The 26,260-nt window shown below is 69.8% G+C and carries 27 protein-coding genes; 10 read left to right on the top strand and 17 right to left on the bottom strand.

The window, feature by feature from the left end; genetic code table 11:
* Positions 1-217 precede the first annotated feature (217 nt).
* Positions 218-1,591: a replicative DNA helicase gene (gene dnaB / locus AB1285_RS15615; RefSeq protein ID WP_268776890.1), complete on the bottom strand. Its 1,374-nt coding sequence runs from the start codon at positions 1,589-1,591 to the stop codon at positions 218-220.
* A 516-nt stretch (positions 1,592-2,107) separates the two neighbouring features.
* Here dnaB and AB1285_RS15610 point away from each other — a divergent pair.
* Both AB1285_RS15610 and AB1285_RS15605 read left to right on the top strand, forming a co-directional pair.
* Positions 2,108-3,172, top strand: a complete 1,065-nt coding sequence (locus tag AB1285_RS15610; protein WP_370428233.1) for a hypothetical protein — start codon at positions 2,108-2,110, stop codon at positions 3,170-3,172.
* Between the two features lie 102 nt (positions 3,173-3,274).
* The gene (locus tag AB1285_RS15605; RefSeq protein WP_370428232.1) at positions 3,275-4,969 is read left to right on the top strand and encodes a hypothetical protein; all 1,695 of its coding nucleotides are present in this window, start codon (positions 3,275-3,277) and stop codon (positions 4,967-4,969) included.
* Between the two features lie 203 nt (positions 4,970-5,172).
* Here AB1285_RS15605 and AB1285_RS15600 read toward each other — a convergent pair whose 3' ends face one another.
* Positions 5,173-5,538, bottom strand: coding sequence for a cupin domain-containing protein (locus AB1285_RS15600; RefSeq protein WP_187662741.1), 366 nt, complete (start codon positions 5,536-5,538; stop codon positions 5,173-5,175).
* A gap of 16 nt (positions 5,539-5,554) precedes the next feature.
* Positions 5,555-7,681: a CapA family protein gene (locus tag AB1285_RS15595; RefSeq protein ID WP_370428231.1), complete on the bottom strand. Its 2,127-nt coding sequence runs from the start codon at positions 7,679-7,681 to the stop codon at positions 5,555-5,557.
* An 87-nt stretch (positions 7,682-7,768) separates the two neighbouring features.
* On the opposite strand from AB1285_RS15595, the gene AB1285_RS15590 reads away from it, so the two are divergent.
* Positions 7,769-9,463, top strand: a complete 1,695-nt coding sequence (locus tag AB1285_RS15590) for a trypsin-like serine protease (RefSeq protein ID WP_370428230.1) — start codon at positions 7,769-7,771, stop codon at positions 9,461-9,463.
* An 80-nt stretch (positions 9,464-9,543) separates the two neighbouring features.
* Here the strand turns inward: AB1285_RS15590 and rplI are convergent, their stop codons facing one another.
* The 4 genes from rplI to rpsF form a co-directional block, all read right to left on the bottom strand.
* Complete coding sequence (rplI, locus tag AB1285_RS15585) at positions 9,544-9,996, bottom strand: 50S ribosomal protein L9 (protein WP_187662744.1); 453 nt, start codon at positions 9,994-9,996, stop codon at positions 9,544-9,546.
* Between the two features lie 11 nt (positions 9,997-10,007).
* Positions 10,008-10,262, bottom strand: coding sequence for a 30S ribosomal protein S18 (gene rpsR, locus AB1285_RS15580; RefSeq protein WP_017829850.1), 255 nt, complete (start codon positions 10,260-10,262; stop codon positions 10,008-10,010).
* Positions 10,263-10,333: 71 nt separating this feature from the next.
* Entirely contained in the window at positions 10,334-10,837 is a 504-nt protein-coding gene (locus tag AB1285_RS15575) for a single-stranded DNA-binding protein (protein ID WP_025102815.1), read from the bottom strand.
* Positions 10,838-10,842: 5 nt separating this feature from the next.
* The gene (gene rpsF, locus AB1285_RS15570; RefSeq protein WP_021201450.1) at positions 10,843-11,211 is read right to left on the bottom strand and encodes a 30S ribosomal protein S6; all 369 of its coding nucleotides are present in this window, start codon (positions 11,209-11,211) and stop codon (positions 10,843-10,845) included.
* A 226-nt stretch (positions 11,212-11,437) separates the two neighbouring features.
* Between rpsF and AB1285_RS15565 the strand changes: the two genes are divergently transcribed.
* Complete coding sequence (locus AB1285_RS15565) at positions 11,438-12,142, top strand: hypothetical protein (RefSeq protein WP_187662745.1); 705 nt, start codon at positions 11,438-11,440, stop codon at positions 12,140-12,142.
* An 89-nt stretch (positions 12,143-12,231) separates the two neighbouring features.
* Positions 12,232-12,471, top strand: a complete 240-nt coding sequence (locus AB1285_RS15560; protein ID WP_187662746.1) for a DUF2283 domain-containing protein — start codon at positions 12,232-12,234, stop codon at positions 12,469-12,471.
* A 33-nt stretch (positions 12,472-12,504) separates the two neighbouring features.
* Here AB1285_RS15560 and AB1285_RS15555 read toward each other — a convergent pair whose 3' ends face one another.
* The 5 genes from AB1285_RS15555 to AB1285_RS15535 are packed head-to-tail and all read right to left on the bottom strand — an operon-like array spanning position 12,505 to position 17,713.
* A complete protein-coding gene (locus AB1285_RS15555; protein ID WP_259952709.1) occupies positions 12,505-13,344 on the bottom strand; it encodes an ABC transporter ATP-binding protein in 840 nt (279 codons plus the stop codon).
* Entirely contained in the window at positions 13,337-14,152 is an 816-nt protein-coding gene (locus tag AB1285_RS15550) for an ABC transporter ATP-binding protein (RefSeq protein ID WP_187662748.1), read from the bottom strand. The genes AB1285_RS15555 and AB1285_RS15550 overlap by 8 nt, the downstream gene beginning before the upstream one ends.
* Positions 14,149-15,060: an ABC transporter permease gene (locus AB1285_RS15545; RefSeq protein WP_187662749.1), complete on the bottom strand. Its 912-nt coding sequence runs from the start codon at positions 15,058-15,060 to the stop codon at positions 14,149-14,151. The genes AB1285_RS15550 and AB1285_RS15545 overlap by 4 nt, the downstream gene beginning before the upstream one ends.
* A complete protein-coding gene (locus tag AB1285_RS15540; protein ID WP_370428229.1) occupies positions 15,057-16,118 on the bottom strand; it encodes an ABC transporter permease in 1,062 nt (353 codons plus the stop codon). The genes AB1285_RS15545 and AB1285_RS15540 overlap by 4 nt, the downstream gene beginning before the upstream one ends.
* An 11-nt stretch (positions 16,119-16,129) precedes the next feature.
* Positions 16,130-17,713, bottom strand: a complete 1,584-nt coding sequence (locus tag AB1285_RS15535) for an ABC transporter substrate-binding protein (protein ID WP_370428228.1) — start codon at positions 17,711-17,713, stop codon at positions 16,130-16,132.
* Between the two features lie 151 nt (positions 17,714-17,864).
* Here AB1285_RS15535 and AB1285_RS15530 point away from each other — a divergent pair, with 151 nt between their 5' ends.
* Complete coding sequence (locus AB1285_RS15530) at positions 17,865-18,452, top strand: Lrp/AsnC family transcriptional regulator (RefSeq protein WP_370428227.1); 588 nt, start codon at positions 17,865-17,867, stop codon at positions 18,450-18,452.
* Between the two features lie 2 nt (positions 18,453-18,454).
* Here the strand turns inward: AB1285_RS15530 and AB1285_RS15525 are convergent, their stop codons facing one another.
* Positions 18,455-18,814: a hypothetical protein gene (locus tag AB1285_RS15525; protein ID WP_231729533.1), complete on the bottom strand. Its 360-nt coding sequence runs from the start codon at positions 18,812-18,814 to the stop codon at positions 18,455-18,457.
* Positions 18,815-18,879: 65 nt separating this feature from the next.
* Between AB1285_RS15525 and AB1285_RS15520 the strand changes: the two genes are divergently transcribed.
* Together AB1285_RS15520 and AB1285_RS15515 are read left to right on the top strand one after the other, a co-directional pair.
* A complete protein-coding gene (locus tag AB1285_RS15520; RefSeq protein WP_370428226.1) occupies positions 18,880-19,785 on the top strand; it encodes a hypothetical protein in 906 nt (301 codons plus the stop codon).
* Entirely contained in the window at positions 19,782-20,870 is a 1,089-nt protein-coding gene (locus AB1285_RS15515) for a hypothetical protein (protein WP_370428225.1), read from the top strand. Before AB1285_RS15520 ends, AB1285_RS15515 begins: the two co-directional genes overlap by 4 nt.
* 223 nt (positions 20,871-21,093) lie before the next feature.
* Here the strand turns inward: AB1285_RS15515 and AB1285_RS15510 are convergent, their stop codons facing one another.
* A complete protein-coding gene (locus AB1285_RS15510) occupies positions 21,094-22,404 on the bottom strand; it encodes a glycosyltransferase (RefSeq protein WP_370428224.1) in 1,311 nt (436 codons plus the stop codon).
* Between the two features lie 63 nt (positions 22,405-22,467).
* Between AB1285_RS15510 and AB1285_RS15505 the strand changes: the two genes are divergently transcribed.
* Together AB1285_RS15505 and AB1285_RS15500 are read left to right on the top strand one after the other, a co-directional pair.
* Complete coding sequence (locus AB1285_RS15505; protein WP_259953765.1) at positions 22,468-23,106, top strand: TetR/AcrR family transcriptional regulator; 639 nt, start codon at positions 22,468-22,470, stop codon at positions 23,104-23,106.
* Between the two features lie 61 nt (positions 23,107-23,167).
* Positions 23,168-23,596: a hypothetical protein gene (locus tag AB1285_RS15500; protein ID WP_370428223.1), complete on the top strand. Its 429-nt coding sequence runs from the start codon at positions 23,168-23,170 to the stop codon at positions 23,594-23,596.
* A 31-nt stretch (positions 23,597-23,627) separates the two neighbouring features.
* Here the strand turns inward: AB1285_RS15500 and AB1285_RS15495 are convergent, their stop codons facing one another.
* The 3 genes from AB1285_RS15495 to exaC all read right to left on the bottom strand — a co-directional run bounded on the left by AB1285_RS15495 (position 23,628) and on the right by exaC (position 26,127).
* Complete coding sequence (locus AB1285_RS15495) at positions 23,628-24,032, bottom strand: arsenate reductase ArsC (protein ID WP_370428222.1); 405 nt, start codon at positions 24,030-24,032, stop codon at positions 23,628-23,630.
* Between the two features lie 84 nt (positions 24,033-24,116).
* Positions 24,117-24,506 carry a DUF779 domain-containing protein gene (locus AB1285_RS15490; protein WP_187662759.1) on the bottom strand — a complete coding sequence of 130 codons (390 nt, stop codon included), beginning with the start codon at positions 24,504-24,506 and terminating at the stop codon, positions 24,117-24,119.
* A gap of 70 nt (positions 24,507-24,576) precedes the next feature.
* Positions 24,577-26,127 carry an acetaldehyde dehydrogenase ExaC gene (gene exaC, locus AB1285_RS15485; RefSeq protein ID WP_187662760.1) on the bottom strand — a complete coding sequence of 517 codons (1,551 nt, stop codon included), beginning with the start codon at positions 26,125-26,127 and terminating at the stop codon, positions 24,577-24,579.
* Between the last annotated feature and the right edge of the window lie 133 nt (positions 26,128-26,260).

The following is a 26,260-nucleotide window of genomic DNA, read 5'->3' as shown; positions in this document are numbered from 1 at the left end:
CGGCGACGTCACTCGGCGGAACGGCGGAGTGTGTCGGGCTTGGCGTATGAGGGCCGACACCGCGACGATCAACGGTGCTGTGCCGCGTCGCCTGACGACGACGAGAGCGTTCCCGGAACACGCGACCTACGCGCAGGCTTCGGGCCACTCCCCCGATCAAAAGCGATCATACCACGCCGACTCCGCTCGATCGCCACATGCCGGCGGAAGTCAGCGATCAGTTGAAGTCGCCGCCCGGGGCCATGTCGGCGAACCGGGAGTAGTGCCCCTGGAAGGCGACCGTGATGGTCGCGGTCGGCCCGTTACGGTGCTTGGCCACGATGAGGTCGGCCTCGCCGGGACGGACATCCTTGTCATAGACCGAGTCGCGGTGCAGCAGGATGACCATGTCGGCGTCCTGCTCGATCGATCCGGACTCTCGCAGGTCGCTGATGGCGGGCTTCTTGTCCTGTCGCTGCTCGGGACCACGGTTCAGCTGCGACAGGGCGATGACCGGGACCTGCAGCTCCTTGGCGATGAGCTTGAGGCTTCGCGAGAACTCCGAGACCTCCTGCTGACGGGACTCGACGCGCTTGCCGGATGTCATGAGCTGGAGATAGTCGATGATGACCATCCGCAGACCGGCCCGCTGCTTCAGCCGCCGGCACTTCGCCCGGATCTCGACGAGCGTCATGTTCGGGCTGTCGTCGATGTAGAGCGGGGCGTCGTTGATGCGGCCGCGGGTGGCGGCGACCGTCGTCCAGTCCCGCGGGTCGAGCGTTCCCTTGCGCATGTTCTGCAGCGGGATCGCCCCCTCGGCGCTGAGCAGACGCATCGCGATCTCGCTCTTGCCCATCTCGAGCGAGAAGAAGATCGAGGGGAAGTCGTGCCCGATCGAGGCCGCACGGGCGAAGTCGAGGGCGAGCGTGGACTTACCCATCGCGGGTCGCGCGGCGACGACGATCATCTGGCCGCCGTGCAGGCCGTTGGTGAGCTCGTCGAGCTCGCGGAAGCCGGTGGGGATGCCGGTCATGGAACCGTCGCGGCCGTTGGCCGCCTCGATCTCCTCGACGGCGGCATCGACCGCGACGGTGAGCGGTACGTAGTCCTCGGCCGTCTCCGAGCCGGTGACCGAGTAGATCTCCGCCTGCGCGTTGTTGACGATGTCGGTCGCGTCGCCCTGGCCGTCGTAGCCGAGCTGGACGATGCGCGTCCCGGCGTCGACGAGGCGGCGGAGGATCGCTCGCTCGGAGACGATGCCCGCGTAGTAGCCGGCGTTGGCCGCGGTCGGGACGATCGACGTAAGGGTGTGCAGGTAGTCCGCGCCGCCCGCCTTGTTCAGCTCACCGGTCTTGATGAGCTCGTCGGTGACGGCGACGACGTCGGTCGGCTCACCGTGGGAGTAGAGGGAGAGGATGGCCTCGAAGATGAGCTCGTGCTTCGGGATGTAGAAGTCGGCGCCCTTGAGCGTCTCGATCACATCGGCGACGGCGTCCTTCGACAGAAGCATGCCGCCCAGGGCGCTCTGCTCGGCGAGGAGGTCGTGCGGAGGGGTGCGCTCGGGCGGACGCTGCCCTCCCAGGCGCTCCGCGGAGATGTCGGCGATCGACACTGTGTTCCCTTCGATGCGACGGTTCTGAGGCGGGCCCCGCGCGCGCATTCGCGGATGCCGGTGCGGGGGACCGCGGCCGCGCGGCGGCCATCCCCAGACAAGCAGGTGCCCCCGACATTCGGTCGCTCGACCACGCTATGAGCGGTCTCCACACGGTGCAACACGGCCTGTGGATAACCATGTGGACAGCGTGCGGACAATCTCGGAGTGTCTGTGCAGAACGGGTGTGGATAACCCGGTGGACGGTGTGAAGAGCGAAGTTTTTTCTGCGAACTGACCAGGTATAAATCGTTTCCCCAGCCTGTGGATGAAAACGAGTTTAAATTGCGCGTTGAAGGTTTCCCCTCCGGAGGGGGCATGTGTAGAACCTGGGGAAAGTCAAGCCGGAAATCCGCCGGGCGCGTCACGATCTGACACGAGACGAATCGGATGTAAACGCCCCTGGACAGAGAGGGGGTCCGCGAGTATTGTGCCTCCCATCGACACACCCGTAGACCTTCGGAGGGGGAGGACGACGTGGACGCTCGGACCACCCGACGCGGCGTACCCAACGCCGTCCTCTGGGGTGGCGTCGGCGTGCTCGCCTGGGCGGCCCTGACCGTCCTCACCGGTGGGGGCTCCGCGCATGCGGCCGAGGAGCCGAAGGGTCCGCTCGACGGCCTCACCTCCGTCGTGTCGGAGACGGTCACCGCCGTGACGAAGCCGGTCGTGAACAACGTCGTGGCTCCGGTGGTGAAGCAGGTGGCGACGCCGGTGGTCCAGGAGGTCGTGGCCCCCGTCGTGCAGGAGGTCGTCGCGCCGGTCGTGACCCACACCGTTGCTCCGGTCCAGGAGGCGGCTCCCGCCGTCGTCGAGACGGTTACCGAAACGGTGACGCAGGTCCCGGTCGTCGGAGACACTGCGGCTCCGTTGCTCGAGGCGGTCGCCGAGACCACCGAGACGGTCGTCGAGCCCGTGACCGACGTGCTCGGCTCTGCACCGGTCTCGCAGATCACCGCGCCCGTGCTCGACCTCGTCGGCGGCCTTCCGCTGGTCGGCGGCATCGTCGTGGACTCCGGCGCCATCGACCTGGTCGAGAACGTCGTCGGTGTCGTCGACGGCACGACCAGCCTGATCGGCGGCGTCGTCGAAGAGACCGTTCCGCCGGTCGTCGAGGTGCTCACGCCACATGAGCCGGCTGCACCGCAGACCCCGGAGGGCTCCGTCCCCATGGGCGTCCCCCCTGTGCGCGAGGACATCGCCGCGCTTCCCGAGCCTGCTCCCGCACCGTCGGCCTCGCCGAGCACGGGCCAGGACTCTGTGCTCCGCACCGTGGCTTCCTTCGCAGGTCCGGTCTCCGCACCCGACTCCTCGGACGCCGGTGCCGGTGACACCGCTCCGGTGCCGTTCGGTGCTCCTCCGGCCGCTCCGACCGCCCCCGCCTCTTCCTCCGCCACCTCGGCCGGAGGTTCCGCCAGCGCCCCCGCTCGCCTCAGCGAGATCGGCGCAACCCCGCTCCGTGCCTGGGAGCGGGCCGCCGGCGCACGGGACGACGCCCTTCCGGGCGCACCCGTCGCCGACACCGACGTCTCGCCTGACTGACGGACTGTCGCGTCATCCCACCGGGATGACAGATGCCGTGCTGCGCGCGCACTTCCTCGCGCGCATCCCATCAGACAGACCAGTCACGTCAGGAGAACCATCATGCGTACCTACGCGAAGCGCGTCCTCTGGGGCACGCTCATCGCCGGCGGGATCACCCTGCTCGGCGCGACGGCCGCCAATGCGGCCGAGACATCCGGAGACGACGGCTTCCTCTCCGGCACCCAGGCAGTAGCGCCCATCACCGCCCCGATCACGGTCGTCGACAACGCGATCTCCGTGCTCGGCGACGCGGCATCCACCGCGCCGGCTCCGGCCCCGGCTCCCGCCCCTGCTCCGGCTCCCGCACCGGCGTCCGCCCCCGCTCCGCAGACGAGCGGCGAGGAGGGCACCGCATCCGGCACCCAAGCCGTGGTGACCGTGAACCTCCCCGTCACGGTGACGGACAACGCGATCAGCCTCACCGAAGACTCCACGACCAGCACCCCGGCCGCCGCTCCTCCCCAGAGCGCGGCTCCCCAGGCCCCTGACGCGGCCGGGGTGCTCTCCCTCGACACGGACGGCCTGGATGGCGTGCTCTCGGGCACGCAGGCTCTGGTGGCGGTCAACGCCCCGGTGACCGTGTCCGACAACGCTATCTCGCTGCTCGGTGACTCCGAGTCGGCCGCTGAGGGAGAGAGCGCCGCAGCACCGGCGCCTGCCCCGGCGACCGGGTCGAGCACCTCGGGCGAGGACGGCACCGCGAGCGGCACCCAGGTCGTCGCCCCGGTGACGGCCCCCGTCACCGTCGGCGGCAACGCCATCTCGCTCCTCGGCGACAGCGAGGCCACCGGCACCACCGGCGGCACCGCGGCCCCGACCGCACCCGCGGCCGGCGGGAGCACCACCGGCGGTGACGACAGCATCCTCGGGGGCACGCAGGCCGTGGCACCCGTGACGGCGCCTGTCACCGTCGGCGGCAACGCCATCTCGCTCCTCGGCGACAGCGAGGCCACCGGCACCTCCGGCGGCACCAGCCCGGCACCGGCTGCGCCCGCGGCCGGGTCGAGCACCTCGGGCGAGGACGGCACGGCGAGCGGCACCCAGGTCGTCGCCCCGGTGACGGCCCCCGTCACCGTCGGCGGCAACGCCATCTCGCTCCTCGGCGACAGCGAGGCCACCGGCACCACCGGCGGCGCCACGGCCCCGACCGCACCCGCGACCGGAGGCAGCACCACCGGCGGTGACGACAGCATCCTCGGCGGCACCCAGGTGGTCGCGCCCGTGACCGCCCCCATCGGCGTCACCGGCAACGCCATCTCCGTCACCGACGACGCCACCGTCACCGGCACCACCGGCGGCGCCACGGCCCCGACCGCACCCGCGACCGGAGGCAGCACCACCGGCGGTGACGACAGCGTCCTCGGCGGGACTCAGCTGGAGCTACCGGTGACGCTTCCCATCACGATCGGCGGGAACGCGATCTCCGTCGTCGGCGAGAGCACGGTGACCGATCCCGGCACGAACCCCGGCACCGATCCGGGCACGGACCCGGGCACTGATCCCGGAACGGACCCGGGCACCGACCCGGGCACCGACCCCGGCACCAACCCCGGAACCGACCCCGGAGCGAACCCGGGAACGACGCCGAGCACCGGAGCCGGCATGACCAGCATGCCGTGGGCTGCGGGTGCCGCCGCGACGGGTGAGGCCACCGGTCTCGCGATGACCGGTGGCGCCTCGGCCCCGTGGCTGTGGGCCCTCGCCGCTCTCCTGCTGCTGGGAGGTGCGGGCCTGCTGCGCCGTCGCACGGCGTAGGCGCTGAGCCCCGGCGGTGGCGATGTCCTCGGGGGAGGAGACTCGCCCCCGCCGGTGCGCGGCAGCGTCCGCCCGTGCGGTGCAGCCCTCGCTGCGCTTCCTCTGCCGAGCGTGACCGCCGCGCAAACGGCGGATGCCCCGTGGTCCCCCCACCGCGGGGCATCCGTGCGCCCGTTCCGCGGACGCACGGGACGTGATGGGGCTTAGCCGAGCTCCTGGAGCTCCGCCGTCATGTCGCCGCCTGCGTCTCCGGTGTTGACCGTGCCCTTCGGCTCGAAGAGGATCGCCTGCACCTCTTCCTCGGCTTTCGGGCAATGCTCGACCCCCCGAGGAACGACGAACACGTCGTTCGGGTTCAGGACGACGTCGCGGTCGCGGAGCTGGATCGTCAGGCGCCCGCTCACCACGAAGAACAGCTCGTCGGTCTCGGGATGCGTGTGCCAGACGAACTCGCCCTGCAGCTTCACGACCTTGACGTCGTAGTCGTTGACGCTCGTCAGCCGGTGCGGCTGCCAGTGCTCGTGGATGGTGGAAAGGGCCTCGCGCACATTGCGAACGTCGTCCGTCATGGCCAGCAGCCTATACTCACGGCGGGGCGATCGACCCGTCGGCGTCGACGACGGCGGCACTGCCCGGGAAGTCCCGTCGGCCGCGCTCGTCCATCAGGGCGCCGGCCCGACCGGTCGGATCGGGCGCCGGGGCGCCGCCGTCGGCCTCCAAGCCGATCGAGCGGACCTGTCCGCCGAGATACGTTCCGTCTGCGCGGAGACGGACCGACAGGTAGGCGCCGAAGCGCGTCTCCTCCTCGGCCCCGAAGACGCCCCCTCCCGCGAAGTTGCCCAGGCTGTACGCGATGAGCCGGCCACGGTAGAACTCCGCACCCCGGACGACGTGCGGACCGTGCCCGACCACCAGATCGGCCCCGGCGTCGACGGCCGCATGCGCGAACGCCTGCGGATCACCCCGGTTCTCCCCGAAGCTGTGCTCGGTCCCGCCGGTGACCGCGTCGGCCTCTGGTCCCTCGGCGCCCATGTGCGCGTGGACGACGACGAGATCGGCCTGTTCCGCCGCCGCGCGCACCACCTGACCGACGTGACGGAGGTCGGTGACCCGGTTGAACCCCCCGTAGGGCGCGAACCCGACCAGGGCCACGGTGGTCTCCCCCACCCTCGTCACGACGACCTCGTTCCGGTCGCCGACCGCGTCCATGCCCTCTGCGCGGAGGATCGTCCTCGTCTCGTCGACGCCCTCCCGGCCGAAGTCGTGACTGTGGTTGTTCGCCTGATTGAGCACGTCGAATCCACGCAGCGCCTCCACGGCATCCGGCTCGCTGCGGAACGCGAGGCAGTGGTCGCTCCCGCCGCACTTGTCGACGCCGGTGTCCGCCGCGATCACCTGCTCGAGGTTGCCGGTGACGATGTCTTCGGTGAACCACGGGCGCACGGCGTCGAAGGTCGATCGTCCGCGATCCACCGGGATCCCGCGCGACGCGTCGTACAGCAGGATGTCGCCGACGGCGCCGATGCTGACCTCGCCCTCGTTGGTCGCGGCGCGGTCGGCGATCGCGGCGGGGCGGGCGGGGACCGCCGCCGCGGCGCTGACGGCGAGGCCGACCCCCACCAAGGTCAGCACCGCGACCGGTGTCCGCCAGGGGACTCTCCGAGGCGCGCCGTCGACCGCGGCCCGCCGACGAGGCAGATCCCACAGCCAGGCGAGTCCATCGCGAGCGGTGAGGCGATCGAGGCCGATGCACGCGGCGACCAGACCCGCCGTGAGCACGACCGGGAGCAGGACGGCCGCGAGCAGCTGCACGGCTTGCCCCGCGTCGGACAGGACCCCCACGAGCGCGGCGTCGGCGAGCGCGAGCAGCGGCATGTGCAGGAGGTAGATGGGCAGGCTCCGGACGCCGAGCGCTTGCAGGCCCCGCCCGGCCAGCGGGAGGCCCGCGAGGATCGGGGCGACGGCGAGTCCCATCGCCACCCCGAGGACGGACACCGCCGGCCACACCCCGGGAACGGTCTCCGTACCCGTCACGCGCATGACGGCGTAGGCGGCGAGGTACCCGAGGATCAGGGCCCCGGCGAGTGCTGGTCGCGGACGAGCGGTGAAGCGACGGATGCGCGGTGCGAGGTACGCACCTCCGAGGAAGAAGAAGAGGTTGTAGAGGAGCGATCCGCGGTTGCTCACCACATCGACCAGCCCGGCGGCCACCGCCACCGAGAGGACTCCGGAACCCGCCAGCAGGACGCCGCGCGGCAGTCGCTGCAATCCCTTCGCGACGACGAAGTACAGCGCGAGGGCGTAGAGGTACCAGGTGTTCGGCGGGCTGATCGTCACCCCCTCCACGAACGCGGAGACACTCCTCGGTACGAACGTCGGGAAGTCGGGGAACGCCCACATCGCGGCGGCATGGATGAGGCTCCAGAGGAGATAGAGGTAGAGGAAGCGGCCCACGCGCGGACGGAGCACGGCCGCCCACGGTCGAGCCAACGCTGCGGAGGCGAAGTATCCGGACAGGAACAGGAACAGCGGCATGAGGAACGGCCAGATGAGGTCGCTCGCGAGACCCCAGGCTCCGGGAAGGGGGATGCCGAGCCGCCAGTCGACCTGCAGGTAGGTCTTCAGCACGACGTGCCAGAACACCACGAGGACGATCAGCAGCCCCTTCGCGGCATCGCCCCAGGGCGCGCGCGATGTCGTCGCTGCGGTCATGACACCAGCCCACCCCACCGGATGTTGCGAGAGCGTATGCGAATCCGGCGACAGTCCTGCAACATCCCCGTCCGTACGGTCCTTCGCATGACACGCATCAGATACCTCGTCGCCGCCGTGCTCGCCTCGCTCCTGGTCCTCGCGGGCACGACGCCCGCGCTCGCGATCAGCGACGGCAGCGACGCGACGGAGTCCTACCCCTTCATGGGCGCCTACAAGCCCGGCTACCCGGAGACGCCGGGGCCGGGAGGCAACGGCTGCGGCGTCACCCTGATCGACGCGAACTGGGGCCTCACCGCCGCGCACTGCCGCAAGAACAACCTCGTCAGCACGGGAACGCCGAAGGGATGGACGGTCCAATTCGGTTCCGCCGACGTGACGGAAGGCGGTGAGGTCGCCACGGTGAGCCGGTTCTTCCGCCTCCCCGAGGGTACCGAGCCCGTGATCGGTGAAGACCTCATGCTGTTGCGCTTCGACGAGCCGGTGTCGCAGACGCCGATCCCTCTCGCGTCGGCGCGGCCGAAGGTCGGCACGGCGGTGCGTTTTCTCGGTTGGGGTAATGACGCGAGTCCGGGCGAACAATCCCACTATCCGACGATGCTGAAGGAGTTCGACGCGCGAGTCCTCGACAACGCCGACTGCCCCACCATCGAACGAGTCAGCGAGATGTGCGCCGGCGACGGCGACGGCAAGACCGGAAACGCAGACTCCGGGGGGCCGCTGCTCGTCCGTGTGAACGGAGGGTGGGCCCTCGCCGGCATACTCACCGGCAGCGAGGACCAGAACCCGGAGGTCAGCGGCCTCTTCACCGACGTGACCGCGCACGCCGACTGGATCCGGACCGTCATGTCGACGTACGAGTCGATTCCCGATGACGTCGTGCCCCATGACCCCCTCGCCGGCTACCCGGGCGTCGGGCCCTGCGCGTCCTCCATCGTCAGAGCCGCGGCGTCGACGGACGAGGACCATGCCCTCCTCCTCACCAACGGGCACTGCACCCCGGCCGTGGATCCGTCTCGAGACATCCCGCAGCCTGGAGCATTCGAGCTTGACCGATCATCGGACTCCTCGGTCCCGTTCAAGGACGAGAACGGGTACCTCCTGACCACATCGAGAACGGAGCGGCTGCTGTTCGCCACCATGACCGGCACCGATCTCGCGCTCTATCGGCTCGACGCCTCCTACGCCGACCTCGAATCGCAGGGCGTCACCGTCCTGGACATCGCCGCCGCGCCGCCGAAGATCGGAGACGTGGTCACCCTGCAGGCGGATGAGGGCTCCACCTGCACCGTCGAGACGATCGTCCCCACCCTGCGCGAAGGCGAGTATGAGCTCTATGACTCGCTGCGACTGGCGAAGGACGAGGACTGCGAGACCTACCACGGCACCTCCGGGGCAGCCCTCGTCGCCGCCGACGGGAAGACCATCGTCGGGGTGAACAGTTCGAGCAACACCGACGGGGAGAAGTGCACGGAGGACAACCCGTGCGAGGTGGGGGCGGACGGGAAGATCAGCGTCCACACCGATCAGGCCTATGCCCGTCAGGTCACCGTGCTGAACGACTGCATCGCGGCCGGTTCGGTGTTCGACGCGGACGCTCCCGGGTGCACCCTCGCCGCCTCTGCCCGTGGCGAGGAGCCGCTGAACGTCCCGCTCCTCGTCGGCGGTGCGGTGTTCGGCCTCGGCATCGTGGCGTTGGCGTGGGCGCTCGTCGCGCAGCGTCGACGGAGGCATCACCTCATCGACCAGACGATGGAATCAGGCAGCACCCCTGCCGCCTGACCCGCGTCCAGACGCAGAAACGCCCCCTGTCCCGGAGGACAGGGGGCGTTCTGTTCGACAGGCAGGGCCCGTCGGGTGCCTTACTTGGCGGCGACGACCTGCAGCGTGATGACGGCAGTGACGTCCTCGTGCAGACGCACGGTCGCCTCGTGCTCACCGGTCGCCTTGATGGGCGAGGTGATGTGCACCTTGCGCTTGTCGATCGAGCCGAGGCCCGCAGCCGTGACGGCCTCTGCGACGTCGGCGGTCTTCACCGAGCCGAACAGACGGCCTTCCTTGCCGGCCTTCACCGCGAGGCGCACCTTGGTGCCCTCGAGGGTGTTCTTCAGGGCCACAGCCTCGTCGCGGTCGTGGATCGCGCGTGCCTGACGCGCGGCCTGGATCGATGCGACCTGCTTTTCGCCACCGCGGGTCCACGCCGTAGCGAAGCCCTGCGGGATGAGGAAGTTGCGGGCGTACCCGTTCTTGACCTCGACCACGTCACCGGCGCTACCGAGCCCGGCGACCTCGTTCGTGAGAATCAGCTTTGCCATCTCGATACCCCTTACCGGCCGGCGCCAGCGTAGGGCAGGAGCGCCATTTCGCGCGCGTTCTTGATCGCCGTGGCGATCAGACGCTGCTCCTGCACCGAGACACCGGTGATACGACGGGCGCGGATCTTGCCGCGCTCCGAGACGAACTTGCGAAGGGTGGCGACATCCTTGTAATCGATGACACCGACCCGGATGGACTTCGCGGGAGCGGTGGGCTTGCCACCCTTCCGCGGCTTGCGGCGGTCGCCGCTCGACTTTCCAGCCATAGTTTTTCCTTAGTGATGAGCGGGGTGCGGCCCTTCGACAAGCTCAGGGACCCACCCGTGAAGAAGTGTTTTCAGAAGGGGGTGTCGTCGCCGAAGCTGCCCGGAGTGCTCCAGGCGTCGGCGCTGGTCGACGAGCCGGGCGTGGACCACGGCTCCTCCGACACCTGCTGCTGCTGCGCGGGACGGGACTGTCCCCCGCCGCCACCGCCCGAGGCCGCACGGGTGACCTGCGCGGTCGCGTACCGCAGCGAGGGGCCGATCTCGTCGACCTCCAGCTCGATCGCGGTGCGCTGGTTGCCCTCGCGGTCCTGGTAGGAACGCTGGCGCAGACGACCCTGCGCGATCACGCGCATGCCCTTGGTGAGCGAGCCCGCCACGTGCTCGGCGAACTCACGCCACACCGAGGCGCGGAGGAACAGCGCTTCGCCGTCCTTCCACTCGTTCGCGGCACGGTCGAAGTTGCGAGGCGTCGATGCGATGGTGAAGTTCGCCACCGGCAGCCCGTTCTGCGTGTAGCGCAGCTCGGGGTCGGCGGTGAGGTTGCCCACCACGGTGATGACGGTTTCGCCGGCCATGAGACTTAGGCCTTCGCAGCCTTGGCGGCCTTGCGGGCAGCCTTCTCTTCGGAGCGCTTGGCCTCGGAAGCGATCATCGCCTGAGCCTCTTCAGCGCGGAGCACCTTGGTGCGCATGATCTGCTCGTTCAGCTTGAGCTGACGGTCGAGCTCCTGCGTGGCGGCGCTGGTCGCGGTGAAGTTGACGACGGCGTAGATGCCCTCGGTCTTCTTCTGGATCTCGTAGGCGAGACGGCGCTTGCCCCAGATGTCGACGTTCTCGATAGAGCCACCATCGTTGGTGATGACCTTCAGGAACTTGTCGAGCGTCGGGGCGACCTGGCGCTCGTCGATCTCGGGGGTCAGAATGACCATGAGTTCGTACTGGTGCGTCACTTACCCACCTCCTTCGGACTAGAACGGCTCTCGGGGCTTTCCCGGGAGCAGGAGGGTGTGTGCACGTGCCCGCCCGTGGAATCCCGAATGGACGCCGCAAGGCAGACAACCTCGACAGTCTAGCGGAGTTTCCTCGGAACCGCCTCCCGCACATCCGCTCGGTCCTTGGCATGCTGGAGGGCGTGCCTGGTGACGGTCATCGGCACATGACCTGGAGGGGGGCGCCATGCGCGTCAACAAGTGGGGGGTCGGCGTCGTGCTCGCCGCCGCCGTCATGCTCACCGGATGCTCGGCGGGAGCGTCGGACAAGCCGGCCGAGTCGAAGCCGAGCGGGGCCGCGTCGCAGGAGGCCGAAGCGCCGTCCACCGACTGCCCCGAGCTCGCCGACGGCGCCACCGTCGACGGCTCTGCCCTCGGCGCCTGCATCGCCGAGGCCATGACCGACACTGCCGGCTACGCCGCCAAGACCGTCGTGATGGGCATGGAGTCCACCACGCGCTTCAACCCGTCCGAGAAGGCGCTGGAGTCGCTCTCCCCGATGGGCTCGATCGTCGCGATCGGCGACGACGTCTGGGTGAAGTCGCCGTCGAGCGACTGGCAGACCGCCGACCCGTCGTCGAGCGACCCGATCATCGCGGGCCTCAGCACCACCGCGAAGGACGTCACCGCGATGGACCCCGCCGAGACGGCGAAGGCCATCACGGGTGACTTCACCGTGACCGGCACCGGCGAGCGCCTCGGCCAGAAGGTCTACCTCGTCAGCGGCACCGTCGAGCAGGCGGGCACGCCCGTCGAGGTCGTGTTCGAGGTCACCGAGGACTACGTCAACCTCGCCTCGACCAGCTCCGCGACCGTCCAGGGGCAGTCGGTCGACGTCGCGCTCGAGATCACCGAGTGGGACGTGAAGCAGGACATCGTCGCGCCGCTCTGATCGCACGAGACACGCGAAGGGCCGGGGTGCATGCTCCGGCCCTTCGCCGTCACCAGGACCGGTGGCGGAGGAACGAGCGGAGGCCGTTGATGCACCTCAGATATGACCCCGAAGCGGATGCTGCGTACCTCCCGGTCGGACGTGAGCTCCACGCGGGCGAATCCGCCGCGCAGGTACCGGAGATACGCAACCCGCACGGCGCCGGGGAGATCATCCTCGATTTCGACGCCGACGGGCACCTTCTCGGCGTCGAGATCCTTCAGGCGTCGAAGCTCCTCCGGGCCGAAGACCTCGATCGGGCTCAGCGCATCTCCGACGAATCTCCCTGACGGAGCATCGGGTCCGCCCCGCCGTGCCCGGCGTCAGTAGGCGACGGGAGGCACCTCGGCCCAGACCGCGCGGTCGTCGGCGGAGGGGGCATCGGGGATGCGGCCGGTGCCGTCGGGCTCCGGGATCGCGGCGAGCAGCGCCTGCGTGTAGGGGTGCCGCGGCGCCGCCCAGAGCTCAGCGGTCGGCCCTGATTCGAGCACCCTCCCGCCGAACATCACGAACGTGCGGTCGGCGATGCGGCGCACGACGGCGAGGTCGTGGGAGATGAAGAGCATCCCGGCGCCGGACTCGGCCACGAGGTCGCGCATGAGCCCCGCGACACTCGTCTGGGTGGACGCGTCGAGGGCGGAGATCGGCTCATCGGCGACGAGCAGCGAGGGCCGCGCGGCGAGCGCTCGGGCGATCGCGATGCGCTGCTTCTGGCCGCCGGAGAACTGATGCGGGAAGCGGGTGCGCACCTCAGCGGGCAGTCCGACCCGCTCCAGCCACTCCTCCACGGTGGAACCGGCGGCACCGCGCGCGCGGGCGGTCGCGATGCCGTCGGAGATCTGGTCGCCGATCCGCCGGCGCGGATTCAGCGAGGTCGCCGGGTCCTGGAAGACCATCTGGATGCCCGTGAGCGCCGTGTCACGACGACGGATCCCCAGCGGCGCGACGGGGGCTCCGCGGAACGACACCGTCCCGCCGGCGGTCTTCTCGATGCCGACGACAGCGCGGGCCAGGCTCGACTTGCCGCTGCCGGACTCGCCCACGAGGGCGACCGTCTCTCCCGCCGCGACACTCAGCGAGACGCCGTTCACCGCGATCACGGGCGGGGTGCCCGGATACCGCACCACCACGTCGCGCGCGTCGAGGACGCTGACCTCACTCATCCGCGGCCTCCTCCGGGCTCTCATCGATGCGCGACCCCGGCAGGGCCGCGAGCAGCATGCGCGTGTACTCGTGCTGCGGGGCGCGGAACAGCGTCTCCCGGTCGGCGAGCTCCACGATGCGACCGTCCTTCATGACGGCGACCGTGTCGGCGATCGCGCTCATCACGCCCAGGTCGTGAGTCACGAGCAGGACGGCGAGGTTCCGCTCGATCGCGAGGTCGCGCAGCAGCTTCAGGATGCCGGCCTGCACCGTCACGTCGAGGGCGGTCGTCGGCTCGTCCGCGAGCAGCACCTCCGGATCGCACGCGAGGGCGCACGCGATCGCGATGCGCTGCCGCTGCCCGCCGGAGAACTGGTGCGGATACCGCTTCAACGCCTCGGCCGGATTTGGCACCTGCACGGTCTGGAGCAGCTCCACCGCCCGCTCGCGCGCAGCGGCGCCCTTGAGCCCGAGATGCACGCGCATGTGATCGGTGAGCTGCCGACCGACCGGAAGCTGCGGGTGCAGCGAGGCCGACGGATCCTGGAAGACCATCGCGATGCGCTTCCCGCGGATGCGGTTGAGCCCCCGGCGGTTGCGACCGACGAGCTCCTCCCCCGCGAGCAGGATCGAGCCGCCGGTCTTCGCCTGTCGCGGCAGCAGGCCGAGCACGGCGAGGGAGGTGAGCGTCTTGCCGGAGCCGGACTCCCCCGCGAGGCCGTGGATGCGCCCCGGTTCGAGTTCCAGGGACACGCCCTTGACCAGCGGACGGCCGATGTCGATCGTGAGGTCGCGGATGCTCAGCGTCGCCGTGCTGTGCGCGGTCATGCGGGCACCCCCGTCGCGGAAGCCGTGTGCTCCGCCTGCTTCTCGTGGGCGATCTCGGCGGTCGGGTCGAGCACGTCGCGCATCGCGTCTCCGAGGAAGTTGAACGCGAGCACCACCGTGAGGATCGCGAGACCGGGGAAGACTCCGAGCCACCAGGCGTCGAAGTTCTGCATCGCACCGGAGATCATCGACCCCCACTCGGCCGTCGGCGGCTGCGCCCCCAGGCCGAGGAAGGAGAGGCCGGAGAGCAGCAGGATCGCCGCCCCGATGTCGAGTGTCGCGAGCACCAGGACCGGGCCGGCGATGTTCGGGAGGATGTCGACGAACAGGGTGCGCACCGGCGAGTGTCCGAGCAGGCGGCCCGCGATCACGTAGTTCTGTCCGCGGAGACCGAGCACGATGCTGCGGGTGACGCGGGCGTACTGCGGCCACGAGACCACGATCGCGGCGATGACGGCGTTGAACAGCGAGGGGCCGAGCGAGGCCGCGACCACCATCGCGAGGATCACGGTCGGGAACGCCATGAACAGGTCCGTGATGCGCATGAGCGTCTCGTCGACGGCGCGCCCGAAGTACCCGGCGACCGCGCCGACGAGGGTGCCGATGATGAGGGCGGCGATCACGAGCATGAGCGCGAGCGGCAGACTCACCGTCGCGCCGGTCATCAATCGGGAGAAGATGTCGCGGCCGTTGCCGTCGGTGCCGAGGATCGTGTCGATGCCCGGCGCCTGCAGACGGGGCAGCACCTGCGCGTTCGGCGGGTAGGGCACCCACCACTGCGCGGTGAAGGCGACGATGATCCACGCACCGGCGATGACGGTGCCGATGATGCCGAGCGGGGTGCGCCAGGCGCGCGGCCAGCGGAAGCGGAAGCGTCCGGCGGGGGTCGCTGCGGCGATGCGGCTCATGCGATCCTCACTCTCGGGTCGAGCACGCCGTAGAGCAGGTCCACGATGAAGTTGATGAGGAGGTAGATGACGCCGACCACGAGGCCCACGCCCATGATGCCGGGCAGGTCGAGGTTCGCGGCGGAGTTGTAGGCGTACGTGCCCAGCCCCGGCCAGGCGAACACCGACTCGACGAGCACCGTTCCGGAGAGCAGGGCTCCGAAGGCCACGCCGACCACGGTGAGGATCGGCAGCGAGGCGCCCCGCAGCACGTAGTCGAGGATGACGCGCATCGCCGGCAGGCCCTTGGCACGGGCTGCCCGCACGTAGTCGCTGCCGAGGACCTCGAGCACCGAGGTGCGGATGAAGCGGGTGAGCAGACCGATGGTCACGAGCGAGAGCACCATGACCGGCAGCGCGAGGTGCGCGAGGGCGTCGAAGAAGCCCACCGCGTCGCCGTTGAGGAGGTAGTCGACCGTGTAGAGCCCGGTCACACGGGGCGGCGGGGTGATCGACGGCGAGATGCGTCCGGAGCCCGGCGCGATGCGCAGCTCCAGGAAGAACACGTAGAAGCTGACCAGCGCGAGCCAGAAGGTCGGGACGCTGAGCCCGACGAGCGTGACGACGCGGATGACCTGGTCGGCGACGAGTCCGCGGCGGTAGGCGGCGAGCGTGCCGAGCACGACGCTGACCGCGAGGCTGACGATGATCGCGCTGATCGCGATCTCGATCGTCGCGGGCACGGCGGTGGCGAGGTCGCTGGTGACCGGGCGTCCGGTCACCAGCGACGTGCCGAGGTCCCCGCGGAGCAGGTTCCCCATATAGATGAAGTACTGCACGAACAGTGGCTGGTCGAGACCGTTCGCCGTGATGAACGCCTCGCGCGTCGCGGGGTTCTGCGACGCGCCCTCGCCGAGCGCGGCCGAGACCGGGTCTCCCGGCACCAGGTTGGTGAGCGCGAACGTGACGATGGTCACGCCCACCAACAGGAGCAGGGAGGTCCCGGCCCGCCGCAGCAGGTACCCGACGAGAGGCGAGCGGCGCCGCTGCGCCTGCCTCTGCACGGCCACTGTCGTCATGAGTCGTCCGATCAGCCGGCGGGCGTGATCTCGGCGATGTCCATCTCCCACACGGAGTTGTAGACGGCGCCGGACACGCTGGAGGCGGAGGAGATGTTGCGACCGGGGACGATCAGCGGCACGAACGGGCCCTCGGCCTGCATGGCCTCGGCGAACTCCGTGAAGGCCTCGGTGCGCTGCTCGGCGTCGGTCGCGGCGGCCGCACCGGCGGCGATGCCCGCGATCTCCGGGTTCGCCTCGGCCGCCCAGCCGGCGCGGAGGCCGACCTTCAGACCGGGCGCGAAGGGCAGGAAGTTCGCGGAGTCGGCGTAGTCCGGACCCCAGAACCAGAGGCCGAAGCCCTCAGTGCCGTTGACGTACGCGTCGAGCTCGGTCGCGAACGGTGCAGGAGCGAGGTCGACGGCGATGCCGGCGTCCTCGAGCTGCGCCTGGATGCGCTCTGCGAGCGGCGTGAACTCCACGCCGCCGACCGGGTAGTCGTTCGGGAACTGGAGCTTGAGGGTCTGACCGGTGTAGCCGGCCTCCTCCAGCGCGGCCTTCGCCTTGTCGAGGTCCTGCTCCACGCCGCTGTCGAGGGCACCCTCGAACCCGGGCGGGATGACGCCGGTCGCCTGCACGGCACCCGCGCCCGCGAGCTCGAGCAGCGCGTCGTAGTCGAGCGCGTAGCGGATGGCCTCCGCGATCTTCACGTTCGCGAGGTCACCGCCGGCCTCGCCCTGGTTGAGCAGCAGGAAGATGGTCTGACCGGAAGGGACCGAGTCGACGCTGATGTCGTCGCCGAGGCCCGCGACCTGGTCGCCGTTGAGGTCCATCGCGACCATCGAGTCGCCGCCCTTGAGGTTGGCGAGCTGGGTCGCGCTCTCCGAGACGTTGCGCACGACGACGCGGCTGTAGGCCGACTCCTCGTCGCCGTTGTACTCGTCGTTGCGGGTGAGGACGACCTGCGAGCTGAGGTCGAGGGTGTCCAGCACGAAGGGGCCGGATCCGGCGGACTCGCCGTCGAGGAAGCCCTGGGCGCTGTCGGTGCCATCGGTGGTCCCGCCGTTCTCCATGACGACGTCGGCGTTGACGATGCCGAGCGCCGGGTTCGCGAGGATCGCGGGGAGCTGCAGCAGCGGGGTCTCCGAGGTGAACCGGATGGTCTTGTCGTCGACCTCCTCGATCGTGAGGCCGCCGAGCAGGAAGTTGGGCTTGGCGTCTGCCATGCCCTGGATGCGCTGCAGCGAGAACACGACGTCCTTCGCCTCGATGGGCGAGCCGTCGGAGAACACGCGGTCGCCGTCGAGCGTGAAGGTGAACTCCGTCGCCTCGTCGTTCTGCTCCCACGACGCCAGGCCAGGGACCGGGGTCGAGACGTCGGAGCCCTCGAAGTCGACAAGGGTCTCGTACAGCGCCTTCGCGATCATGTTGCCGGTCGGGTCGTAGGTGTGACCGGGGTCGGTCGTCTCGATCGAGAACGCGGTGTCGATGACGAGGGAGTCGGAGCCCTGGGACGACTCGGAGTTGTTCGCCGAGTTCCCTCCCGAGCAACCTGCGAGCGCCAGGAGCGCGACGGCTCCGAGCGCGATGACCGGCGTGATACGGCGTGACGACATCAGGGCCTCCAAGGGCGAGGAGTACATTCGGGTCCGGTCGCCACCGATGTGGACGACCGGGGATCAGATTCGCATCATATGCGACGATGTGTCCAGCAAGTGCGCGTCACACAGGCACGCATTGTCGAGAACCTCGGATGTGAGGAGCAATATGTCCAGCAAGGACGCGGATCCGTCGAAGCAATCTGGACGAAGTGCCGCCCCTTTGGATGAGACGGCGTACAGAATCCTCGATGTGCTGCGCGATAACGGTCGCGTCTCGATCGCCGCGCTGGCCGAGAAGGTCGGCATCTCGCGGGCCAGTGCGTACACGCGGGTCGAGTCGCTCGTGCACGACAACGTCATCACGGGGTTCAGCGCGCGCGTTGATCAGGCGAAGGCCGGGCTGTCGATCGGGGCGCTCGTCTTCGTCACGGTGATGCCGCAGGCCTGGGCCTCGTTCCGGGAGCGCATCATCGAGATGCCGGACGTGGAATGGTGCGCGATCACGACCGGGGAGCACGACGCGATGCTGCTCATCCGCGCCGTCGACGTGAGCGGCGTGCACGAGTTCTCGACGGGGGTCATCGCGCAGCTTCCGGAGGTGCGGACCGTGGTCAGCGTCGTCGTGCTCGACGAAGTGATCCGGCGGCCCTACCTGCTGCCCGGCGACCTGCCGGAGCGGCAGACCGAGGTCCCGTTGGGGATGACCCGGTGGACGCCGGCCTCCCCCGGTCGGGATGCGCTCCCGCCGCGCTGAGGTCAGGCGGCCGGGATCTCCTCGACGACACTGAGCTGCGGGAGTCCGTGCATCTCGTAGTGCTCGACCAGACGGATGCGGCCGTCGTCGGTGAGCTCCAACTCGCTCTCGCCGTCGCCGGTGACGACGGTGCCGTCGGCCTTGAGCACGTGGACGAACGAGACCCAGATCGTGTCGCCGGTACGCGTGCCCACGAACTTCCCGAAGGTGACCGTGTCGCCCTCGTAGCCGCCCCAGATCGCGCCGTCGCGTTCGAAGTACTCGAAGACGCTGGGGGCGTCGGGGTCGACGGCGGAGGTCGTGGACGAGACCATGCGGAAGCGTCGGCCGTCGAGGGAAGGGAGGGTCGCGGTGGCAGTCACCCCTCGATTATGAGGGATCGACGGCCGCGGATCGTGTCGTCGGACACGGCCGGTACCGTGGTCGCATGGAGTGGATCGCAGACCCCGGCGTCGGCGCGTGGCTGCGCGAGACCCTCGACGAGGGTTTGGGCAGCATGCACGCGGTCGTCCCCCGCGGCTTCCCCGCGTACGCCCGGGTCTTCCATCCCGCCACCGTGCGGGAGAGTCCCACGGCAGCGGATTCCGAGGTACGCGTCAGCTGGGCGCAGACCGCCGCCGCCTTCGGCACGACGATGCACGCGGAGGCGCAGTGGCACCGGATCGTGCGGACTCCCGTCGACGCCGATTGGCGGACCCGCATCGCTCCGGACGGCCGCGAGTTCACGGCGCCGCTCGAGGGTGCGCTCGACAGCGACCTCGTGTCGATCCTGGCCGGGCACCTCGCCGCCCACACCGCGACCCCGGACGACGGGGTCGTCGCGCTCTGGGACGGGTTCGGCGCCCTCGTCGGGTTCTTCGGCGACGGCCCGTCCCGCGCGTTCCTCACGTTCAGCGACGACCCGAACCATCAGGCGATGCTCGACCGGAGCATCCACGACCCGTTCAACAACGTCTTCCGGAAGCCCACCTGGCAGGACGGCATCCTCTCGCGGGAGATCTCCGAAGGGCCGCGGCTGCAGCTCCCCGGGCGCGACTACGTGCTGTTCTCCGGCGGCGCCAGGGACTTCATCGATCCGGCGTGGGTGCTCGGCGTGCCGTGGCGCGACCGGGTGGGCGAGGAGCACGGCTTCCCGCCCTCCGCGCAGAGCCCGAACATCCTGTGGCCGAAGGATCGCACGTGGGTGATGGTCTCGGAGATCGACTACGACTCCACGATCGTCGCGGGCTCGCCCGACCTCGTCCGCGCGATCTGCACGGGCGAACGTCTGGAGGCGAAGGCGCTTCGCGAGGGCGCCGACCTCACCTGGGACGCCGACGAGGTCAACCGATGACGTCTCCGCAGGCGTCGGCGTCGTTCGACGCGCGTCCCCTCACCGATCCGGTCGACCCGGCCGCCGTCCGCGCCTTCACGGCGGAGCTCCGGTCCCGGCGGACGACCGGCATGGCGGTGTCGTCGATCATCGCCATCGTGGCCGTGGCGATCGCGGGTGTCGTGCTGCTCCCGATCCTCGCCTCCGTGGTGGTGGCGCTGGCAGCGGGCAGTGGGTCCCCCGCCTCCGCGGCGATCCCGCTCGTCCTCCTGCTCCTGGTGGCGGCGGGGGTGGGCGTCCTCGTCTGGATGGGCGTCCGCAACGCGCGCACCGCTCGGTACCGCCTGCACCGTTTCGCGCAGGCCAACGGCATGACATACGAGCCGCGGGTCGACGATCCCCCGCTCCCCGGCATGATCTTCCACCTCGGCCGTTCGCGCCTGGCCACCGACCTCGTCCGCGGAACCCACCCGCGGTTCGTGGAGTTCGGCAACTACCAGTACACGGTGCAGTCCGGGAAGAACTCGACGACGTATCGCTGGGGCTACGTCGCCGTGAAGCTGGATGTGCCCCTGCCGAACATCGTGCTCGACGCGAAGGGCAACAACGGCTTCGGCTCCAACCTGCCGGCATCGTTCCAGCGGGCGCAGCGTCTGTCGCTCGAGGGCGACTTCGATCAGCACTTCACCCTCTACTGCCCCGAAGGCTACGAGCAGGACGCGCTCTACCTCTTCACGCCCGACATCATGGCGCGCTTCATCGACAACGCCGCGCAGCTCGACGTCGAGATCGTCGACGACTGGCTGTTCCTCTACACGCCCCGCCGGGCCTCCACACTCGATCCGGCGACGTGGGCCTGGCTGTTCGGGACGGTGGGCGCGTTGCTGACCAAGCTCGACCAGTGGGCGCGGTGGCGCGACGACCGCCTGGCTGCCGCGGCGACGCCCGGGGGCCACGCGCTCCCGTTCGCTCCGCCGGCGGGGATGATCACCCCGCCACCGGGGGTCGCGCCGCAGGGTCGGCGCCTCAAGCGCACGGGCACGTGGGTCCCGATCCTCGTGGTGATCGGATTCGCGGTCTTCTGGATGCTCAGCCGCTGGAACTGACGACGGTCCGATGTGGGGGTGGGTGTCGTTCTGGGGAACCGACGCCCACCCCATCCCCCCTCGGGATCGAAAGGAATTCGACGTTCCCTCCGCATTGACGGTTCGACCGTCCCGCCCGTGGTCAGCTGGGGACTGACGCTGCGTGGCGATACCCGGATGGTATACCGGCGGACGTTGCACCCGGTTGCGTTCATGCGCGGGAATGCACTTTCCCGCGCGGCAGTCAGCGGTGCATCGCGCTGTCTGGTGCGGCCCGAGTGGCCTCCCCCGCCAGGACCGCGTCGAGCGTCTGCCAGGCGTCCGCAGCGCGCATCGCCTCTCCGACCTGCCGTGCGCGGTCGCGGAACGCCGGCTCGACCAGCACCCGGTGCACGGCCGCGGCGACCTGTCCCGGCTTCGGCGCATTCGTCCGCAGGTTGATGCCGACGCCGGTCCACCCAACTCGGGCGGAGACCTCGACCTTGTCCTCCGTCTGACCCGCGACCACCAGCGGGACGCCCTGGGCCAGGGCCTGCTGCACCCCGCCGAAGCCGCCGTTGGTGACGAACACGTCGATCTCCGGCAGCAGCCGGTCGTAGGGCAGGTACTCGGCGACCCGGACGTTCGCCGGGAGCTCCGCCGGGAGCGCGTCGACAGGACGACCGCCGGTGGAGACCACCACGAGGGCGTCCGTTGCCGCGAGCCCGGCGATCGTGGGGAGCACGAGCTGACCGAAGTCGGCGTTGGCGATGGTGCCCTGACTGACATGGATCACGGGCCGCCGGCCGTCCAGGTCGGACCACCAGTCGGGCAGTGGCACGGTCGACGGCGCGGCCGGAAGGGGGCCGGCGAAATGCACGGACGCCGGGAGGTCAGAGCGCGGGTACTCGAACGCGGACACGGAGAACTGCACGTACGCGTCGGCGCGGCCCGCCCAGTCCAGCACGAATCCGCCGAGATCGCGGCCGACGGCCTCGCGCGCCATGGCATCGGCCTCCTTCTGCACGCCCCCGAAGATCACGCGCTCCGCCACCAGACGCAGGAAGGCGTTGCGCACGCGTCCGAACGGCCCGGGCATCGGCGTGACTCCGAGCCCGAACGGGGCCGTGTCGACGCTGCGAGCGCCGAGCGGGAAGATCCCGAGGACCACGACCGGGGGCCGCTCGGCCTTCGGCAACCGCTGCAGCAGCGCCGCACCGACGAATAGCGGTTCGGTGAGGACCGCGTCGATGCGGTTCCGCGCCAGCTCGACGCGCACGGCCTCGAGCTGAGCCCGACCCGGGCGGATGAAGAGGGTGCTCATATCAAAACGGAGCGCGGCCGCCCCGGTGAGACCTTCGCGCTCGGGGAACGCGTCGTTCGCGTCGTCGAGATCGACGTCGGCCTCCGCGGGCAGCGGGCGGAACAGCGCACCGGCCGCTGTCACCCGCTCCTCGTATCGGCTGCTCGTGAGGAAGAGGACCTCGTGCCCGCCCGCGACCAGGTGCCTGGCGACCTGCAGCAGCGGGAGCACGTGCCCGTGAGCGGGAGTGCAGGTGAGGAGGTAACGGGACATGGCGGCTCTCTCGATAGGGTTGGTTGTACCGTTGAAGTATTCATCACCCTTTGAGGAAAGTCAATGACGTCGAGTGTGCGCCCCTACCGCTCCGCCCTGCGGACCCGCCAGGCCGAGGAGACCCGTGCGCGCATCGTCGCGGCGGCCGCCCGCCTCTTCGCCGCGCAGGGATACCAGGCGACGACGATCTCCGCGATCGCCAAGGAGGCCGGGGTGTCCGCGGAGACGGTGAAGACCACGGCGGCGAAGGCGGAACTGCTCATCGCCGCCTTCGAGGTCACCTTCTCCGGCTCGGAAGCCGCCGAGACCCTCGCCGACACCGAGGCCGGTTCGGGACTGACGGCCCTGCCCGACGACGTCTTCCTGGACGCCGTCATCACGCAGATCGGCGCCGCGAACGAGCGCGGGCATGCCCTCTGGACGGTCCTCCTGGGTGCGGCGCTCTCCGACCCGGTCGTCGATGCCGCCCTCCAGCGCATCCTCGCGAACCGGGCGGCGGACTACCGGGGGTTCGCGGCGGAACTGCAGCGCCGGGGCATCGTCGCCTCCGACCGCGACGGCGACACCCTCGCCGACGTGCTCTCGTTCCTGCTCTCGCCCGAGAGCCACCAGCAGCTCGTCGTGCAGTCCGGCTGGTCGCCGGACCGCTACCGCTCCTGGCTGCGGAGTGCTGTGCTCGCCGCGGCCTCTCCGTCGGCGTGACGACGAGGTCGGCGAGGACATTCGTTGACCGATTCGTCAACCAACGCGTAACGTGCTACTCATGCGCATCAAGACACCGACCGCCAAGGTCGGGTATCTGCTCGTCGTCATCGTCGGGATCGTGCTCACCGTCGTACCGCTCACGGTCCTCAGGTTCGAACTCGGATTCGTGTGGGCCACCGTGGTTATCGTGGCGGCCGTCGTCGTGGCGGCACGAACGTTCCGTAGCCCCGGAGAGTCGGACGCCCCACGCCCCTGGTGGAAGATGACCAGCACACGAGGGAGCGGAATCCTCCTCAGCGCAATGTTCTTGATCCAAGGGATCATGGCCTCCTCCGGAGCATTCGCTTCACCGAGTCCGGTGCTGGCCGTGATCGGTGGCCTGGTGGCGCTCGCAGTGGCAGCTCTCTACCTGAACTCCGCAGTCCGGGTCCAGGGCACTCCGGTGCCGTCGCTGCCAGAGAGCTCCAGGCCGAAGCTCTCCCCCTGACAGGTGCTCGACGGGGCGGGCTGAGCGCGGGTCAGAGCAGCTCGGCCACGAGGGTCTCGATGCGGCCGCGGATATCGTCGCGGATCGGCCGGACGGCATCGATTCCCTGGCCGGCGGGGTCATCGAGCACCCAGTCCTCATAGCGCGTGCCGGGGAAGAACGGGCACGCGTCACCGCAGCCCATCGTGATCACGACGTCCGACGCCTGCACGGCCTCGGTCGTGAGCACCTTCGGCTGCTCGGCCGTGATGTCGATGCCGAGCTCCCCCATCGCCGCCACCGCGACGGGGTTGATCTCGGCAGCGGGCATCGACCCGGCGGAGCGCACCTCGATGCGGTCGCCGGCGAGGTGCCGGAGGAAGCCGGCGGCCATCTGCGAGCGCCCCGCGTTGTGGACGCAGACGAAGAGGACGGAGGGTCGGTGCGGTGCGTTCACGATGGGGCCAGCGTATCCCGTTCGAGTCGCTTGATTGGCTGCATCTCCGGCCGAAATGGGACCAATCGGGCGATTCGAAGGCCCTCAGGCCAGGCCGAGGCCCGCCAGCTCGGCGGGGTCGAGCATCCGCGACCGGATGAGGAACCGCATCCCCGTGGGGCCCTCGACGCTGAACCCGGCGCCGCGTCCCGGCACGACATCGATGGTGAGGTGCGTGAACTTCCAGTACTCGAACTGCGAGGCCGACATGTAGACCTCGACCGGATCGTCGAGCCCGACGTCGAGGGTGCCGAGGAGCACGTCGCCGGGACCGGTGAGGAACATCCCCACGGGGTAGCACATGGGGGCGGAGCCGTCGCAGCAGCCGCCGGACTGGTGGAACATGAGCGGCCCGTGCTGCGCGGTGAGTTCGCGGACGAGCGCGGCGGCGGGGTCGGTCACCGCGACGCGGGCGGGCGTGGTCTGACTGACCATGGGACTCCTTCCGGAATGCCGAGTGCCGGACGGCGCGGCGAGCGCCGCCCGTCACCCGGGCTCGGGCGGATCAGAAGAAGCCCATCGGGCCCTCCGCGTACGAGACGAGGAGGTTCTTCGTCTGCTGGTAGTGGTCGAGCATCATCTTGTGGTTCTCGCGGCCCACCCCCGACTGCTTGTACCCGCCGAACGCGGCATGCGCCGGGTACTGGTGGTAGGTGTTCGTCCACACGCGACCAGCCTCGATCGCCCGGCCCGCGCGGTACGCGGTGTCGCCGCTGCGACTCCACACACCGGCCCCCAACCCGTACAGGGTGTCGTTCGCGATGGAGATCGCGTCGTCGAAGTCGTCGAACGAGGTGACCGAGAGCACCGGACCGAAGATCTCCTCCTGGAAGATCCGCATGTCGTTCGTCCCCTCGAACACGGTCGGCTGCACGTAGAAGCCCTCGCTGAGGTCGCCGCCGAGGTCGGCGCGCTCGCCTCCCGTGAGCAGCCGGGCCCCGCCCTGCTTGCCGATGTCGATGTAGCTGAGGATCTTCTCCAGCTGATCGTTCGAGGCCTGCGCGCCGATCATCGTCGCAGGGTCGAGCGGATTGCCCTGCACGACCTTCTCCACCCGCTCGAGGCCGTCGGCGAGGAAGCCGTCGTAGATCGAGCGCTGGATGAGGGCGCGTGACGGGCAGGTGCAGACCTCGCCCTGGTTGAGCGCGAACATCGTGAAGCCTTCGAGCGCCTTGTCGTAGAACGGGTCGCTCGTGGAGCGGGCGACGTCCTCGAAGAAGACGTTCGGGCTCTTGCCGCCGAGCTCCAGGGTGACCGGGATGAGGTTCTGCGAGGCGTACTGCATGATGAGGCGGCCGGTCGTGGTCTCGCCGGTGAAGGCGACCTTGCGGATGCGCTTGTGCTGCGCGAGCGGCGCGCCGGCCTCGATCCCGAAGCCGTTCACGATGTTCACGACCCCGGCCGGCAGCAGGTCGCCGATGATGTCGAACAGGAACAGGATCGACGCGGGGGTCTGCTCCGCAGGCTTGATGACGATGCAGTTGCCCGCGGCGAGCGCCGGCGCCAGCTTCCACACGGCCATGAGGATCGGGAAGTTCCAGGGGATGATCTGCCCGACCACGCCGAGCGGCTCATGGAAGTGGTACGCGACGGTGTTCTCGTCGAGCTGGCTGATGCCGCCCTCCTGCGCGCGGAGCACCCCCGCGAAGTAGCGGAAGTGGTCGATCGCGAGCGGGATGTCGGCGGCGAGGGTCTCCCGCACGGGCTTGCCGTTCTCCCACGTCTCCGCGACCGCGATCTCCTCGAGGTGCTGCTCCATCCGGTCGGCGATGCGGTTCAGGATCACGGAGCGCTCCGCGGGGCTGGTCTTGCCCCAGGCGCTGAAGGCCTTCCAGGCGACGTCGACGGCGCGGTCGATGTCCTCGACGGTGCCGCGGCCGACCTCGGTGAAGGGCTTGCCGTTGACGGGACTGATGTTCTCGAAGTATTGGCCCTTGGCGGGCTCGACGAACTCGCCGCCGATGTAGTGACCGTAGCGGGGCCGGTAGTTCGCGACCGCTCCGGGCTGTCCGGGGGCGGCGTAGGCGAGGGACACGTCTTCTTCGACGATGGTCATGGGGTCTCCTTCGACGGGGGCGCCGCGGCGTCGATGCCGCGGTGTTCCCTCGACGCTAGGCCGCGCTCCGTTGCACTCCCGGTGCGCAACGTTGCACGCGGTTGCACCCGGCTCGAATCGCCCACCTGGCTGC

The organism is Microbacterium sp. NRRL B-14842 (assembly GCF_050470785.1).
Note: the sequence above shows the minus strand (reverse complement) of the source record. Positions and strands in the feature narration are given on the sequence as shown.

Excerpts from the sequence above, each read along its gene's own strand:
- AB1285_RS15490 (WP_187662759.1), bottom strand. The coding sequence starts at position 24,506 with ATGGTCAGTCAGACCACGCCCGCCCGCGTCGCGGTGACCGACCCCGCC.
- AB1285_RS15520 (WP_370428226.1), top strand. The coding sequence starts at position 18,880 with ATGGAGTGGATCGCAGACCCCGGCGTCGGCGCGTGGCTGCGCGAGACC.
- AB1285_RS15600 (WP_187662741.1), bottom strand. The coding sequence starts at position 5,538 with ATGACGGACGACGTTCGCAATGTGCGCGAGGCCCTTTCCACCATCCAC.
- rpsR (WP_017829850.1), bottom strand. The coding sequence starts at position 10,262 with ATGGCTGGAAAGTCGAGCGGCGACCGCCGCAAGCCGCGGAAGGGTGGC.
- AB1285_RS15605 (WP_370428232.1), top strand. The coding sequence starts at position 3,275 with ATGCGTACCTACGCGAAGCGCGTCCTCTGGGGCACGCTCATCGCCGGC.
- exaC (WP_187662760.1), bottom strand. The coding sequence starts at position 26,127 with ATGACCATCGTCGAAGAAGACGTGTCCCTCGCCTACGCCGCCCCCGGA.
- AB1285_RS15550 (WP_187662748.1), bottom strand. The coding sequence starts at position 14,152 with ATGACCGCGCACAGCACGGCGACGCTGAGCATCCGCGACCTCACGATC.
- AB1285_RS15515 (WP_370428225.1), top strand. The coding sequence starts at position 19,782 with ATGACGTCTCCGCAGGCGTCGGCGTCGTTCGACGCGCGTCCCCTCACC.
- AB1285_RS15595 (WP_370428231.1), bottom strand. The coding sequence starts at position 7,681 with ATGACCGCAGCGACGACATCGCGCGCGCCCTGGGGCGATGCCGCGAAG.
- AB1285_RS15560 (WP_187662746.1), top strand. The coding sequence starts at position 12,232 with ATGCACCTCAGATATGACCCCGAAGCGGATGCTGCGTACCTCCCGGTC.
- rplI (WP_187662744.1), bottom strand. The coding sequence starts at position 9,996 with ATGGCAAAGCTGATTCTCACGAACGAGGTCGCCGGGCTCGGTAGCGCC.
- AB1285_RS15535 (WP_370428228.1), bottom strand. The coding sequence starts at position 17,713 with ATGTCGTCACGCCGTATCACGCCGGTCATCGCGCTCGGAGCCGTCGCG.
- AB1285_RS15500 (WP_370428223.1), top strand. The coding sequence starts at position 23,168 with ATGCGCATCAAGACACCGACCGCCAAGGTCGGGTATCTGCTCGTCGTC.
- AB1285_RS15505 (WP_259953765.1), top strand. The coding sequence starts at position 22,468 with ATGACGTCGAGTGTGCGCCCCTACCGCTCCGCCCTGCGGACCCGCCAG.
- AB1285_RS15545 (WP_187662749.1), bottom strand. The coding sequence starts at position 15,060 with ATGAGCCGCATCGCCGCAGCGACCCCCGCCGGACGCTTCCGCTTCCGC.
- AB1285_RS15555 (WP_259952709.1), bottom strand. The coding sequence starts at position 13,344 with ATGAGTGAGGTCAGCGTCCTCGACGCGCGCGACGTGGTGGTGCGGTAT.
- AB1285_RS15575 (WP_025102815.1), bottom strand. The coding sequence starts at position 10,837 with ATGGCCGGCGAAACCGTCATCACCGTGGTGGGCAACCTCACCGCCGAC.
- AB1285_RS15565 (WP_187662745.1), top strand. The coding sequence starts at position 11,438 with ATGCGCGTCAACAAGTGGGGGGTCGGCGTCGTGCTCGCCGCCGCCGTC.
- AB1285_RS15540 (WP_370428229.1), bottom strand. The coding sequence starts at position 16,118 with ATGACGACAGTGGCCGTGCAGAGGCAGGCGCAGCGGCGCCGCTCGCCT.
- AB1285_RS15530 (WP_370428227.1), top strand. The coding sequence starts at position 17,865 with ATGTCCAGCAAGGACGCGGATCCGTCGAAGCAATCTGGACGAAGTGCC.
- AB1285_RS15590 (WP_370428230.1), top strand. The coding sequence starts at position 7,769 with ATGACACGCATCAGATACCTCGTCGCCGCCGTGCTCGCCTCGCTCCTG.
- AB1285_RS15510 (WP_370428224.1), bottom strand. The coding sequence starts at position 22,404 with ATGTCCCGTTACCTCCTCACCTGCACTCCCGCTCACGGGCACGTGCTC.